This window comes from Pedobacter sp., assembly GCF_037719805.1.
In the GTDB taxonomy this organism is placed as follows: domain Bacteria; phylum Bacteroidota; class Bacteroidia; order Sphingobacteriales; family Sphingobacteriaceae; genus Pedobacter.
The window spans coordinates 361,417-376,455 of the sequence record NZ_JBBJLZ010000006.1; the positions used below are offsets into that span (position 1 = coordinate 361,417).

The following is a 15,039-nucleotide window of genomic DNA, read 5'->3' on the forward strand; positions in this document are numbered from 1 at the left end:
TAATTGTTCAGCGTATCCTAATGTAAGCAAAGCAAGGTTGCTTTTAATGTGAAACCCGAAAAACGAGCAAATAGAAAGTAAATGTCTCAGGAAACGAAGACTTTTGTTCCAAAAAGAGAGATATTCAATGGGTTTTAAAATTGTTTAGATTTTGGTACCTTGCAATTCAACTCTCACTCTAGAACGACGATTCTAATTGATGCGAATGAAATTGTATATCAAAAGCCTAACAGTCGTAGCACTTACAAATGGAATTACTTAAGAATTATGAAATATAGGACAATCATACTTGCTTCTTTATTTATCTTAGGATTTTCAGATAATACTAAAGCACAAATAGAGCCTTCTGCTAAAGAAATGGAGTCTTATTACCGATGGTATGTTTTAGCTGAGTGTATCTATATTGGCTTTGACAAGGATAAAGTTTTTGAGAAAGATATTACATTTTCCGTCTTAAATGATATCACGGAGTATGTAAGATTAACCTCGCATGGAAGAAAACTAGATTCACTTGTCAAAATCAAGATTCAGTCCATACCACCTTCGCAAATTGAAGATTATCAGAAGAAAAAAGCAATAATCTTGGAATCAATGAGATATTATGACAGTGAAGAATTAAAAAGACAGGTTCAAGAAATTTTGAAAAGCCCTAGGGTACCGATAAAATTAAAATGAAAGATTAGTTTAGACTAAACTTTCATTTTAAACTATACATTCTTAGTGATTGCGATCATGATTTCCCTTAAAAGGCAACTCATTCTAATATAATTAGGATGTAGAAAATATGCATCACTTTCCGATAGACCTATTAGCAATCGTCACATAAACTATATGATTATGTGCTTATCTTATATGATTTTCCCCTTTTGGTTTCAAAGGTTAGGGTAAATCCAAGATTGGATTGTGCACTTTTGAAAGTTACTCCTTCTACCTTAAATGGCTGACTTGCCCGAATAGTGCAGTTGCCGCCTACATTTGAAACTATCGTTGCTGCTTTTAATTTACCAGCATTCCATTCAATATTTACGGTAAAATTACCTTTAGCTTTTATGCCTTTTAGTGTACCATCTTTCCACGCATCAGGCAATGCAGGCAATAAGTGTATTTCATTGTTCTGGCTTTGGATCAGCATTTCAATCACACCCGCAGTACCTGCAAAATTGCCGTCAATTTGAAAAGGCGGATGCGCGTCAAAAAGATTAGGATACACCCCACCGCCACTATTGTAATTTGCATCGTTTTCTTTGGTAAGCCTTAACTGGTTTCGAAATAGTTTATAGGCATGGTTTCCGTCTAAAAGCCTGGCCCACATATTCACTTTCCAGGCCAGACTCCAACCTGTACCATCATCGCCTCTCATTTCCAGTGTTTTTCTGGCCGCATTTGCCAGGTCAGGTGTTCTCAGTGGCGAAATAGCATTTGATGGATGTAACGCATATAAATGCGACGTGTGTCTATGGTGCGGATCCTCTTCTTCAAAATCTTGGTACCACTCCTGAAGCTGACCTTTGCTACCAATTTTAAAAGGATACAGTCTTTCAGTGGCCTTTTGAACTGTATCCCTGAAATTTTGATCGATGTTTAAGACCTTCGACGCATCCATCGTGTTGGTAAATAAATCCCTGATGATACCCATATCCATGGTACTCGCGATAGTTACCGCACCCGTCTTTTTACCATTATAGTAGTACTTGTTTTCGGGTGACGTAGAAGGCATCGTAACCAGATAACCTTCTTTGTCCTTTTGAAGCCAATCTAAAGAAAATAAGGCCGCCTGCTTTATAATGGGGTACACTGATTTAAGGTATATTTTGTCGCCAGTAAATTGGTAATGCTCCCATAAGTGTCTGCTCAACCAATTTGCACCCATGTACCAGTTGGCCCACATGGGATCTCCTTTTCCAAGATCGCCGACCGGATTACTCATTGCCCATATATCAGAGTTGTGGTGTACTACCCAACCTCTTGCTCCATAATAACTCTTGGCGGTTTCAGCTCCGTTAATTGATAGGTTTTTAATCAAGTCATTTAAAGGTGAGAAAAATTCTGAAAGATTAGCGGTTTCAACTGGCCAATAATTCATTTGTACATTGATATTAGTGGTGTAATTGCTGCTCCATGGCGCGCGCAATTCTTTGTTCCAGATCCCTTGTAAGTTTGCAGGTGCATCATTAGTGCGCGATGAGGACATCAGTAAGTATCGCCCATACTGAAAAAATAATGCTTCCAGTTTCGAGTCTTTTTTACCTTTTGCATACTCTTCTAGTCTTTGATCTGTTGCGTTAGCCGATTGGTCTGCCTCCTCTGTATTGAGCTTTAAAGACACACGGCTAAAATATTTTTTAAAATCAGACAGGTGTGCCCCTAACAACTGGTTGTAGTTTTTACCTAAAGATTTAGAAAGATAATCTTTAGCTAGCTTGCGTTCATCCTTACCTTCGCTGTCCGGACATTTATCAAATCCGTTGAAACTAGTAGCTGCTGACACCAGCAGAATAATCTCTGTAGCGTTCCTAATTGAAATGCCTTTATCAATGTTGTTGGTAACAGTTCCGTCTTTTACAACTGGTTTAATGATGGTTTCGAAACGCATTCCGCGACAACCCGCAGTATCATCATAAATGATTGGCTTTTTGTTGTAGCCCACATAATTTGGATCTACGTGTGCAGGCGCTTTACCATCTAATATTATGGAATATTGATCAACCCTTCGTTTATTTTGCAGCTTACTTTTAGCATCTACAACAACAGATAGTTTGTTTGGCTGACTGGCTGTCATTCGGATTACAATGCATTGTCCGGGGGCAGATGAGAACACTTCTCTTTTGTAGGTTACACCGGATACTATAAACGTTGTGGTGGCAATTCCATTCTCAATATCTAATTCCCTACGGTAGCTTGTGGGTTTATTGGGAGCAAATTCTTGTTTTAAGATTAAATCGCCGAGTGGCATAAAACTTTCACAGTATAAGCCCTGCATCTTCTTGGTGAGCTCATAGGCTTTCGCATAATCTCCCTTGAACAATGCTTCTCTGGTAAAGGCGAGATTTTCAAAAGCATTAGGATTTGTATTTTTTGATACCGGTCCACCGCTCCAAAGCGATGCTTCATTGAGCTGAATTAGTTCTTCGTCTACTTTCCCAAAAACCATTGCACCTAGCCGGCCATTTCCAACAGGCAAGGCCTCAGTCCACATGACTGCGGGCTGAGTGTAATGAAGTTTCAAATCTTCCTGCGCACGAAGGTCTAAACTACTTACTAATACTAACAGGATTATTGGGAGTGATTTTATAAAAGAAATCATAAGTTAAAAGGGTGTTGTTTTAAGTACACGTGGTAGTTATTATGTTTCCGTCGGTTTTCCCGTCGGATTTTGGTAAAAATCGCAATCCTGTTAAGCTGGTTCGTTCGCCCAGATCTATTACCACCTGATGCGGATAGCCCGGTTTGGCACCGGTTGCCTGGCTCTGCCAGAATGTAGATCATTTGCCGATACCATACCTTTACCCCAGGTGCTAACATCTAGAAAAGTATCACCGATTTCGGTTAGGTTAAAGGTTGTGCGATTCCATGCCGGCCGGCCGGTTGTAAGCCTTTTGAACTTGGCTTTCTTTTGAAAGCTATAATCGAATCCTTGCATAGTGAAGTTCCGCAGCACGCATTACATAAGGCTTTTCGTTCAATAAAAACCCTTTCTTTCCAACGCTAAAATCACCAGCCTGTTGTTGCGCGTCAGCCTGCTGGACGATAGAAAAAATCAACAAATAAAGTGATGCAACTTTAGATAGTACATTCATAATAACCAAAAATACCACAGTATTAACAATTACACTTGACGAAATCGGACTAATACTTTGCCAGATCAGACTTTTAATAGTTTGTAACTCAGCATTATGATCAAGAGGATACTGAACCTTAGCTGTTTCAAGCGGCTAATGATTGAACGCTGATGCCTTGAGATTCGCAGTCAGCCATGACACCCTTGCCTTTGGCTAACCTTTCCTACTGCAAAGTGAGTTCAGAACTCTCAGGCTATAGCGGATCGCCATGCCCGGCGGACGCAAAAAAAGCAGCTTTAGAAGCTGCTTTTAGAATGGTGGAGAATATCGGATTCGAACCGATCACCTCTTCACTGCCAGCGAAGCGCTCTAGCCAAATGAGCTAATCCCCCTTGGCTGGCAAAAGTAGTTATTTTTGGTTAATTACAAAATGAAATCAGTTATTTATAAGTAGGATGCAACATCTGTAAGTTTTCAACGTCTTATATCCAATTCATTAATAAATGACAATTGATATATTTGACAAACCATAAGAACTAATCATGAAAAGATTCTTCTCTATACTCATTGCAGGCGCCTTTATGACTGCACATCTCAATTCTTACGCATCAAAACCTATTTCAGAAGAAAATGGTATAAGTCTTTCCTCTGCAATTAAAGGCACTATGCCTAATCAGGAAAACCGAGATGTTAAAAATTTCAATGGTTTAGCAGCAGGCGGACCAATCGAAGTGATTATAACTCTAGGAAACACTGAAAGCATCAAGTTTGAGGGTGATGCCGAGGCTATTTCTACCTTAGTTACTGAAGTTAAAGGAAACATCCTTATCATCAGACCGAAAACAAGCTGGACAAGCTGGTCCCATAAATATGAAAATAAGAAGATTATAGCAAGAGTAACTGCTAAGACGATTACAAGCTTGACAATGAGTGGCAATGGAGGTATAAAAGTCAATGGGACCATCCAGGCTGCAGAGCTTGCAACCACTTTAAGTGGCTCAGGAACAATCAACGCACATGTAGATGCAGATGAGTTGACATGTGTGGTTAGTGGGTCAGGAAGTGTAAATCTAACTGGTAAGACTGATAAGGCAAGTGTGACCGTTAGTGGCTCAGGCAAGTTTGGTGGCAAAACTCTTTCTATGAATAATCTTGACACTAGAATTAGTGGATCAGGATCAGTTAATGTTAAAGTTGAAGATAACATCAAAGCTTTAGTAAGTGGCTCAGGAAGGGTGAATTACAGTGGAAATCCAAACGTAGAGCAACGTGTGATCGGATCAGGAGGTGTAAGCAAAATATAAAGAGTGCGGAGAAGTATTTTTTTAATCATATGGAGTCTGGGTATTCTTTCTGCGAGTGCTCAGCAACTGAGTAAGTCGGCAGACAGTCTAAGGGTGGCCGGGAATATTCCTGAATTAAGCTATGCGATCTTAACTAGTGACTCCATTTTGGCTACTAATACGCTGGGTTTCCACAGGTCGACACTAAAAAACGACGATACCAAAGCCTTGCCAACAGATTATATGCACCTTGGCTCCAACACCAAAGCGATCACCGGACTCATTGCCGCATACCTTGTTGAACAAAGGAAGATCAGCTGGACGGCTAAACTTTTTGCATTATTTCCGGAATGGAGAGCTGTCGCGAATCCAGATTATTATGAAATTACGCTAGCAGACCTCTTGTCTCATCGTGCCAGGATTAAACCGTACACAAGCGGTGCGGAGTTTCAGGCATTGCCCAAATTTGCGGGCACAAAGTCTGCACAGCGAAAGTTATTTGCCTACTACCTGCTTACAAACGAGCCAGTAGCTAAGAGTTCGGAACCCTATATTTACTCCAATGCTGGCTATAGTCTAGCAGCATTGATGCTTGAACAAGCATCTGGTAAAACCTGGGAAGACCTGGTTGAGGAGGTTCTGGGAAAAAAACTTCATCTACGGTATAAATTCGGTTGGCCGAACAGGCGGGATAGCGCTCAGCCGTCAGGACATTGGATGGAAGATAAAGTGCTTACTCCACTTGATTCTAACACCTCTTATAATCTAAATCTCATAGAACCTGCGGGTGACATCAGCATGCCTCTTGCAGACTATGTGAAATTCGTTCAAATGAATCTTGCCGGTTTAGAAGGGAAAGCTGGCTTATTGAAACCGCAAACAATTAATTACTTGCATTATGGGCATCCGTCATACTCAATTGGATGGCTGAACATTAACAAAGCGGATAAACACAGCTCTGAACATGCTGGATCAGCAGGAACAGTTTATTGTTATACGCTGATTAATAAGGATAAGAATCTGGCATATGTAATTATGGCGAATAGTGCCACGGATACTGCGCTTGATTCTATATTTAAGCTGTTGGACAGCATGGTCAGGAGCGCTGAATAGTAAGGAGCGGGATCTTGAAATAAATTCAAGATGACGTGGGAAAGAATTTCAAGATCCCGCTGCTGTTATTGACTACGCCAATAGGTGTGGTTTCTCTTTATAAACTTTCCACAAGAATTCACCGAAGATCGTATTTGACCAAGCAAACCATGACCTTGTAAATTTACTTGGATCATCCATATGGAAGGACTCATGCATAAATCCTGTGCCAGCGTGACATTTCTGAAGTATCTGCAGACAAGATTTGATTTCAGCATCAGTGCTTGCAGTCAAACCTTGCATTGTAACTGCGATTGGCCAGATTCTGTCAATCCCTGTATGTGGACTACCAATGCCTTTTGCAGCTGTTCCCTGGAAATAAAAAGGGTTTTCAGAAGAGAGGATTAACTTCCGGGTATTGATATAGATTGGATCAGTACTTTTTACTGCACCCAAATATGGCAATGCTAAAAGACTAGGCACGTTTGCATCATCCATAATGTTAAAACTTCCATAACCGTTCACTTCGAAAGCGTATACTTTACCAAATTTAGGGTGTGTTACTACTGCATACTTCTGAATAGCGGCTTCCACTTCCGTTGCCAACGCTTTTAATTCCGACACAAGGGTAGCGTCTTTATGCACTGCTGTTAAAATCTCAGCAGCTTGTCTTAAGCTAACAACCGCAAAGAAGTTTGAAGGTATCAGGAAGTTGTAGATCGTAGCGTCATCACTTGGTCTGAACGCAGAGCAGATCAATCCAACCGGTTTTACCGGATATCCATAACCGCTCAGAGGGGTTGTATCGGTAGCAAACATGGTTTCGCGTTGGAAATGATATGGACCCTGTCCATTTTTACGTTGCTGCTCTTTGAATGTTTTCAGAATCACAGTAATGGCTTCTCTCCAGGTATTGTCGAAGGGTGTAGTATCTCCTGTAAGTTTCCAATACTGGTAGCTCAAACGAATTGGGTAACAAAGGGAATCAATCTCCCATTTACGTTCGTGAACTCCAGGCTTCATGTCAGTATGGTCAGTTTTCCACTCTCCTACCTTATTAGGATCACCATAGAATGCATTTGCATAAGGATCTTTGATGATGCTTTTTACCTGATGATTGACTACCCCATGTATCAGATTCTGTAGCTTTTTATCACCTTTAACTAATGGAAGGTATGGCGTTACCTGTGCTGTACTGTCGCGTAACCACATCGCATCAATATCTCCGGTAATTACATAGGTATCAGGTTTACCGTCTTTTTCTGTATAGGTAACCGTAGTATCTAATGTATTTGGGAAGCAATTTTCAAAGAGATAAGCAAGTTCTTTATTTTTAACGTTTTTGTGGAACTCAACAATTGCAGCATCTACAGATTGGCTAATAAAATGTCTCTTGGAGGCAGCGACTCTGACTACAGGAAAGTCAGGAGCTGCGGCAAAAGATACTTTGCTCGCCGCAATTCCAGCTGCTAATAACCCTGTGTTTTGTAAAAAAATTCTTCTTTTCATATTACTATTTGGTTAGAGAAAAGGGCTTATCATCAGCAGATAATCCTCTTTGCTCATTGGGTTTATTACTCATTTCTAATTTGAGAATTCCACCTTTGATCAAGTCGCTGTGGGTGATGAAATTCTTTGTATACGGTTTTCCATTTAGCGTGGCAGATTGGATGTAAACGTGATCCTTATCATTTAAGGGCGCATCTACAACGAATTTCTTTCCGTTCTCCAAATTAATGGATATTTTCTTAAACATCGGACTTCCGATCACATATTCTCCTGTCCCTGGAGTAACGCTGTAAAAACCAAGGGCACTTAATACATACCAGGAAGAAGTCTGGCCTTGATCTTCATCGCCAGGATAACCGTTTTCCGTCGCGTTATATAACTTGGTCATCACCTGCCTGGCATGAAATTGTGACTTCCAGGGTTGGTTGGCGTAATTATAGAGGTAAACCATGTGTTGGATGGGTTGATTTCCGTGAGCATATTGACCAAGGTCTGCCATCACCATTTCTGTCATCTCGTGAATCATTCCGCCATAAGTACCTACCTTGACTTTATTTGGCTCTGTAAACACTGAGTCCAGCTTTGCAGTAAAGTTTTTGTTTCCGCCCATTAAGTTGATCAATCCTTTCGTATCCTGAAACACTGACCAGTGATAATGCCAGGCATTACCTTCGGTAAAAGGCCCACCCCATTCGATTGGATCGAAATTCTTGGTCCAGGTACCATCGCTACCTTTTCCACGCATGAATTTAGTAGACGGATCGTAAACATTTTTATAATTATACATAGGCTTCTCGAAAATGTCCATGTACTTCTTATTGCCGGTCATTCTTGCTAATTCATACCCGCAATAATCATCATAAGCATATTCTAACGTTTTAGCTGTTGATTCTCTGTAATTTGGATATGGAACGTAGCCAAGCTCATTGTATTCTTTAACCCCATCACGACCGTTTGCTGGCCCCCATGGTCCTTTGTTCATCGCTTCATGGTAATAGGCATCCAGGGCTTCTTTTGGATCAAAGGTGCGAATGCCTTTTGCCCATGCATCTGCAAGAAGCGAAATGGCATGGTTACCGATCATACTCCCACCCTCACTCGGAAAGGACCACGAAGGAAGCCATTTACATTGTTTATAAGCATCGATCATTGCCTGCATGTATTGCCCATGCATTTCTGGATGCATTAAAGTATTTAATGGAAATTGAGCCCTAAACGTATCCCAAAAACCAGTATCCGTGAACATATAGCCATCGTGAACCTGGCCATCATATGGGCTGAAGTAATACGGCTTACCGTCCTTATTGATTTCGTAAAATTTTCTTGAAAAAAGACTCGCTCTAAAAAAACAAGAGTAAAAGGTTTCTTTATCAGCTTTGGTCCCACCTTCGACGGCTACGCGTCCCAATGACTTATTCCAAACCGCAGCTGCCTTTGCTTTGGTTTGTTCAAGCGTTTTATCTGCACCAAGCTCTCTGTCTAAGTTAAGCTGTGCCTGTTCAGGACTAATATAAGAAGAGGCTGTTTTAACCTGAACCTTAGTTCCGGCTTTGAATTCTATGTAAGCACCTTTGCCGCTACCTTCAGCCGATAAAGAACCGGGAAATACAATATTACTTTTATTATCCCAGGTGCCGTAAGATTGGATCGGTTGATCAAACTGGATGACGAAAAAGCTTTTCCAGTTGTTTCTGAAACCCTGTCCGTTACTCACCCATCCGGTGATCTTATTTTCTTTAGGAAAGACCGTTACACCGCTTGTACGGTTATACCCATCCAATACCAGAAAACTTTTACTTCCTTTCGGGTAACTAAACCGAAGATGTGCCCCACGTTCAGAGGGAGATATTTCAGTCGTGATTTTATTGTCGAACGTTACTTTATAATAATTAGGCTTCGCGATCTCATTAGCATGGCTGAACTTAGCTTCCCGCTTATTTTCATCTGTTTGCAACTCAGACATTGGCATTAAAGAGAAAACGGCATAGTCTCGCGTCCATGAACTGCACTGGTGGGCCTGCTGAAATCCGCGAATTTTATCTTTAAAATACTGGTATTTCCAGCCGTCTCCGTTTTTGCCTGTTTGGGGTGTCCAGGTATGCATTCCAAAAGGCAATGCCGTTGTCGGATAAGTATTTCCTCTTGTGAGCTCATGCTTGGAATTTGTGCCCTGTAATGTATTTACATAAGTAACAAGGTCTGCCTGTTGTGCGAAGGAGGTCTTCGTAAGCAGCAACAGTGCAAAAGAAAAATGCTTTAGTTTCATGTGTGTGTTTAAATCCCTATATACCTAATTAAAAGGGTTTTGGTTAGCCGGAATGTTTTGATAGCTAAACATAGGAATTTTCAGGAACTTATAAAAAAGAACAGGTGATTGTTTTTGTAACAACCACCTGCGCTTTTATTGTGAACTAAGATTCAACCTCTAGTTGTAACCTGGATTTTGGGTTAGGTTAGGATTTAAATCGCGTTGTTGTTGCGGTATAGGATATAAATTTCGTGTAGCTGTGGAAGGAGTATGATCCCACCAGGTAGCTGTAGTAAACTTGTTAAAACGAATAAGGTCCTGTCTTCTAAAACCTTCAAAGATAAATTCTCTTCCGCGCTCAGCCAGAAGTGCATCTAGTGTGAGTGAAGAAGCAGTGAAAGCAGCCGCACCTTGATCTGCCGCAGCGAATGACCTTGACCTACTATCGTTGATCAATTTTAAGGAAACGGCATCAGCCGCGCCACCGTTTTTGCGCATTAAGGCCTCTGCCTTTGCAAAATAGATCCAGGTAAGTCGATAAACGTTCCAATCTGTATTATTATAATTAGGATCAATTGCTATACCTCCTAAACCAGGAGCAGAATTTCCTAACTTATATTTATTGAAACGAACACCGCTATTTTCTTCACCCTCACTCATGGTTGAAACAGTAGAACTAGCTCTATTTTTTCGGATGTTGTCTACAAAAACCAGTGGCTGATTATTGTATTCTTCGGAACCCGTAACTGGTGCACCGGTAGTGAAATTCAGCTGCGGGCCTTCAAGTAACCATTCTTTTTTACGAAGGTCATTATCAGCGTAGGTAGTGTATACCCCTGGTACCAAAACAATACCATCGTTACCGTTACGACCGCCACCGTAGATTTCACGTTGTTTAAAGTGGTAAAACTCACCTGGCCAAGATGGTTCAAATGCAGCTACGGTATAGTTATAGGCGATGGAAAAAATAGCTTCTTTCGATAAGTCATTAGTTGTTTTAAATTGATCCTTTATATTTGGATCTAACGCCATGGTACCGTTTTGTGCGCCTCCCTGACCACTAATAACCATATCAGCAGCGGCAATACAATCGTCCCAACGTGCCGTCCCAGTCCAAACTTCAGCATTCAAATACAATTCAGTTAACATGGCATAAGCTCCTGCTTGTGACATTCGACCAACCATACCGCGTGAAAGCTTTGGCGCTGCTGCAATATTATCTTTAATTTCCTTCTCGATAAAATTAAATACTTCTACCCGTGTTGATGTCGACGGACGAAGTGGGTCAGTTGTATTTGTGGCAATAGGCAGATTTCCCCATAGGTCCATTGCTTTAAGATAGTGAAAAGCTCTTAACAACTTCAGTTCAGCCACATAAGCGTCCCTTTCTTGAGCAGTAATGCCCATCCTGCCTAAATCCGAAGAACTGATAATTTCAATTGGGGAATTACAATAACCTAATCCACCAAACAGTAATATCCAGGCCTGATTTAAGCCAGATTCATCAACGGTCCAACTGTGATAGTGAAATCTTTTCCACTTTCCACCATCCTCTCCGTGTCGCCCTTTTGTAGGCCAGGCAAGCTGATCGGCTGATAATTCAGACGCTCTCCACAAATTATCTTGTCCTGCAGGTGTTACCCAGGCATTGGCATGTGTATAAGGTCTTAAAAGTGCAGATATTACCTCATTTTTATTGGTATAGAAATCTGAAGCCAGAACGACATCATAAGCCCCTTCATCTATCTTCGTGCAACCTTGGGAAAAGCACAAGCCGGTAGCAAGTGCAGTATATATTAAGTATTTAGCTTTCATTTTTGTTAATTATTAAAATCCAACATTAAGGCCGATTAAGAAAGAACGTGAACTAGGGTAAGGCCCTCTAGTATCTAATCCTAAAACTTTACCTTCCACTTCATTTCCGATACCGTTATCAAGGATAAAATCCGGATCATTACCAGAATAACCGGTAAATGTAAATAGGTTTTGCCCTGTAGCATATACTCTTAAGTTGCTCAATGCTTTAGTTTTGAACTTAAAATTGTAACCAATCGTTACCTCGTCAATTTTCACAAAACTTCCACTTTCCAAGTAATAATCAGAATACATGTAGGTATCATTTATTTGAGCATACTTCGTAAAAGTGTCTTGGATTACGTTACCGCTCCAGGTTTTATTACCATAAGTCAAAGCGGTAGTATTCAGTACATCAAAGCCAAACTTACCTCTTAAAAATACTCTTAAATCCCAATTCTTATAGGTGAAGCTATTGGTCAATGACATATAATATTTCGGAACTGCATTACCTATCGGAGCAAGATCAGTTATACCCAAATCATTTCTAGAGTTGTTAATCTGATCGTTCAGAACAGCTTCTCCATTTCTATTGTAGAATAACCATTTGCCTTCAGGTGTAAACCCGGCAAAGCGTTTTCCGAAGAATGTTCCAATTTTCGACCCTTCGTAAGTTGTGAAGGCGTTACCTAGGTCTCCTGCACCTCCAATTCCACCTGTTTGAATAAACAAACGTTTGAATAAGCTATTTGAATAGCTATCAAGGGTATTTTTGGTAGTACTTGCTGTGAAATCAATATTCCAGTTTAACCCTTCACCTTGTAAAGCCTGATACCCTAAAGCGACTTCAATACCCTTTGAAGAAATTGTTCCTACGTTGGTAAAAATACTTTCACGAACGTAAGCTGGCTGAGGTGTATCATAATTATCTAAAAGATCCTCTGTTTTTCTATTGAACACATCGACTGAACCGCTTAATTTGTTATCAAATAAGCGAAAGTCAACTCCAATGTTCAGCTCTTTTTTCTTTTCCCAAACCAAATCAGGGTTTGGATTTCTTTGAGGTCCATAAGTTTGATAGTAATTGCCATCAGGGAAAAGGTATTTACCTCCAGTATCATATACTAAACTTGAAACATTTCTCGCCGTAGGTGCATTTCCAGTTACTCCGAACCCAGCTCTAAGCTTCAAGTAACTTACTACTTTATTATCCTTCATGAAATCTTCCTCAGAAATATTCCATCCTGCTGAAACTGCAGGAAAACTTCCCCAGCGGTTATTAGCTCCAAACCTAGCTGATCCTTCACGACGAAGAATAAACTGCGCCAGATATTTGTTGTTGTATGAATAATTTACTCTTCCAAAAAACGCGATAAGTGTATTGTCAAATTTACCACTTGCTAAAGTTGCTTTCCCTGTACCAAGAGCAGCACCTGCACCTAAGTTGTCTTCATTAAATTGATCGTTTAAAAAACCTCTATTAGATCCACTTGATGATTCTTCCATATCGTATCTATAGCTATAGCCCAGTACTGCGGTAACATCATGTTTATCAAGAAACTTCTTGTTATAGGTTAAAGTTGGTTCAACAGCGAATCTCTGCGATAAAAAGTCACCTTTGTATGCATATCCGCCACTTGGAAAATCAGAATTCTCCATAGAATCTTCACTCCGCAACATCCGATATTGTCCATCTGTATAACTATCTCTGGTAACCGATCCGAAGATGGAACCTCTTAAACCAGGAAGAATTTCGACATCCACTTTACCATCTGCAGAAGAGGTTTGTTGTTTCCTGTTATTTGTCTCCATTTCAAGACGAGCGAATTCATTAGTACTCGTTAGATCGTACCGAAATGACCCGTCAGGATTGAAGTTGGATAAGGTAGGGTTTTTAGCTGATTCACTTTCCCAGCCTCCACCACCCAAACGATTAGATTTGTTAAGGTTGGTAACAAGATTAAGTTGAACATTGACGCGATTATCAAATGCTTTCTGGTTCAAATTGAAACGAACACTATATTCTTCCCTTCCATTTTCTCTACTCAGTCCTTGTAGATCACGATAATTAACACTAGCACGATAAGTAGTTTGTTCCGTACCGCCGGCTAGCGAAAGGTTATGATTATGGGATACGTTCTGATGGTTAATTAAACCATCAAAAAAATCAGTATTAGACCCGAAATCCTCTTGTTTAATATCTCCCGAATTAACTCTGCTTCTGAATTCATCAGCAGACAGGAAGTCTGGTGGATTTTGCAAGAATTCCTTGCGGACGTATGACGAATAATTAATGGTTGGCGGACCGGGCTTTCCTTTTTTTGTAGTAATGATAATTACTCCAGCATTGGCACTTGTACCGTAAATCGCAGCTCCAGACCCATCTTTTAATATGTCTACGGAGGCAATATCATCCTGCTGTAGAAGGTCTGGATTTCCACCAGGTATTCCATCAATTACATATAGAGGTGCGCCACTTCCTTGAGTAGTTACCGCGCCTCTTAATTGAACACTAACCGTAGAGTTGGGATTTGATCCTCCGGGACGAGAGATTTGTAAACCTGCTACTTTACCCTGAATCAAATCTAGAGGGCTCCTTGCGCCACTTTGCCTAAAATCTTCCGTTCCAACATGTGCAACAGCAGAGGTAACTTCTTTAGCTGACAGGTTACCGTAACCTATAGCAACAATCTGTACATCCTCCAGCGTCTGGCCTTCCGCAGGTGCTAGCCTAATACTTAAAGGTGCTGTACCGGCACCAGCAGCTCTGCTTAATGGCGCATAACCTACATAAGTGAAGGAAATTTGCTCCGTTGGGGAAGTCGTTGCAATGGCAAACTTTCCAGTTCCATCAGTAACTGTTGTTTTATTTGATGCAGTTTTTACTCCTACACCTGGCAGAGGTAATGATTTTTCATCAACAACAATACCAGTGATCACCTTGCCCTTAGTTGTATCTTGAGGCGCTGGTGCAGCAACTGGCTGTGGCGTTGTTGTTGGCACCACTTTCTTAGTAGTGTCTTTTTTGGTTGTATCTTGTTGAAATAGATAGCTGCGTTTCAGGACACTAGCGGCAATCCCCCCGGATGCGCCAGCGTAACTCCTTAAACACAGCGTACAAGTCAAAAAGATGACTGTACTGATAAGTAGTTTAATTCTCATGGATGATTTTTGTTAAATTATGTATTGGATTAGTATTTATTCTTTGGAAGTATTCCTCAAGGTGATAGCTTACAGTTATCCAACCTTGGACCTCGACTTAAAAGTCTAAGATCAAGGCAGGTGAAGCTTTGAGAATGAGTCTAGGTGAAGGGAATGAGTAAAATCCTAATGA

The 15,039-nt window shown here is 40.6% G+C and carries 10 protein-coding genes and 1 tRNA gene; 3 read left to right on the forward strand and 8 right to left on the reverse strand.

What is annotated here, in order from left to right; all coding sequences use genetic code 11:
- The first annotated feature begins 267 nt into the window (after positions 1-267).
- The gene (locus tag WKF66_RS20980; RefSeq protein ID WP_489676468.1) at positions 268-675 is read left to right on the forward strand and encodes a hypothetical protein; all 408 of its coding nucleotides are present in this window, start codon (positions 268-270) and stop codon (positions 673-675) included.
- Between the two features lie 160 nt (positions 676-835).
- Here WKF66_RS20980 and WKF66_RS20985 read toward each other — a convergent pair whose 3' ends face one another.
- The 4 genes from WKF66_RS20985 to WKF66_RS21000 all read right to left on the reverse strand — a co-directional run bounded on the left by WKF66_RS20985 (position 836) and on the right by WKF66_RS21000 (position 4,171).
- The gene (locus tag WKF66_RS20985) at positions 836-3,304 is read right to left on the reverse strand and encodes a glycoside hydrolase family 95 protein (protein ID WP_489676469.1); all 2,469 of its coding nucleotides are present in this window, start codon (positions 3,302-3,304) and stop codon (positions 836-838) included.
- Positions 3,305-3,421: 117 nt separating this feature from the next.
- The gene (locus WKF66_RS20990) at positions 3,422-3,640 is read right to left on the reverse strand and encodes a hypothetical protein (RefSeq protein WP_489676470.1); all 219 of its coding nucleotides are present in this window, start codon (positions 3,638-3,640) and stop codon (positions 3,422-3,424) included.
- A complete protein-coding gene (locus WKF66_RS20995; RefSeq protein WP_489676471.1) occupies positions 3,621-3,797 on the reverse strand; it encodes a hypothetical protein in 177 nt (58 codons plus the stop codon). The genes WKF66_RS20990 and WKF66_RS20995 overlap by 20 nt, the downstream gene beginning before the upstream one ends.
- Before the next feature lie 297 nt (positions 3,798-4,094).
- A tRNA-Ala gene (locus WKF66_RS21000) sits at positions 4,095-4,171 on the reverse strand.
- A gap of 150 nt (positions 4,172-4,321) precedes the next feature.
- On the opposite strand from WKF66_RS21000, the gene WKF66_RS21005 reads away from it, so the two are divergent.
- Entirely contained in the window at positions 4,322-5,083 is a 762-nt protein-coding gene (locus WKF66_RS21005; protein WP_489676472.1) for a head GIN domain-containing protein, read from the forward strand.
- 3 nt (positions 5,084-5,086) lie between these two features.
- Entirely contained in the window at positions 5,087-6,175 is a 1,089-nt protein-coding gene (locus WKF66_RS21010; protein WP_489676473.1) for a serine hydrolase domain-containing protein, read from the forward strand.
- A gap of 72 nt (positions 6,176-6,247) precedes the next feature.
- Here the strand turns inward: WKF66_RS21010 and WKF66_RS21015 are convergent, their stop codons facing one another.
- From WKF66_RS21015 to WKF66_RS21030, 4 genes are all read right to left on the reverse strand, one after another.
- Positions 6,248-7,663 (reverse strand): glycoside hydrolase family 125 protein, encoded by a 1,416-nt coding sequence (locus WKF66_RS21015; protein ID WP_489676474.1) that lies wholly within the window; start codon positions 7,661-7,663, stop codon positions 6,248-6,250.
- A 4-nt stretch (positions 7,664-7,667) separates the two neighbouring features.
- A complete protein-coding gene (locus WKF66_RS21020; RefSeq protein ID WP_489676475.1) occupies positions 7,668-9,929 on the reverse strand; it encodes a GH92 family glycosyl hydrolase in 2,262 nt (753 codons plus the stop codon).
- Positions 9,930-10,088: 159 nt separating this feature from the next.
- Positions 10,089-11,726, reverse strand: coding sequence for a RagB/SusD family nutrient uptake outer membrane protein (locus WKF66_RS21025; RefSeq protein WP_489676476.1), 1,638 nt, complete (start codon positions 11,724-11,726; stop codon positions 10,089-10,091).
- Between the two features lie 12 nt (positions 11,727-11,738).
- Positions 11,739-14,867: a SusC/RagA family TonB-linked outer membrane protein gene (locus tag WKF66_RS21030; protein ID WP_489676477.1), complete on the reverse strand. Its 3,129-nt coding sequence runs from the start codon at positions 14,865-14,867 to the stop codon at positions 11,739-11,741.
- Positions 14,868-15,039: the final 172 nt, after the last annotated feature.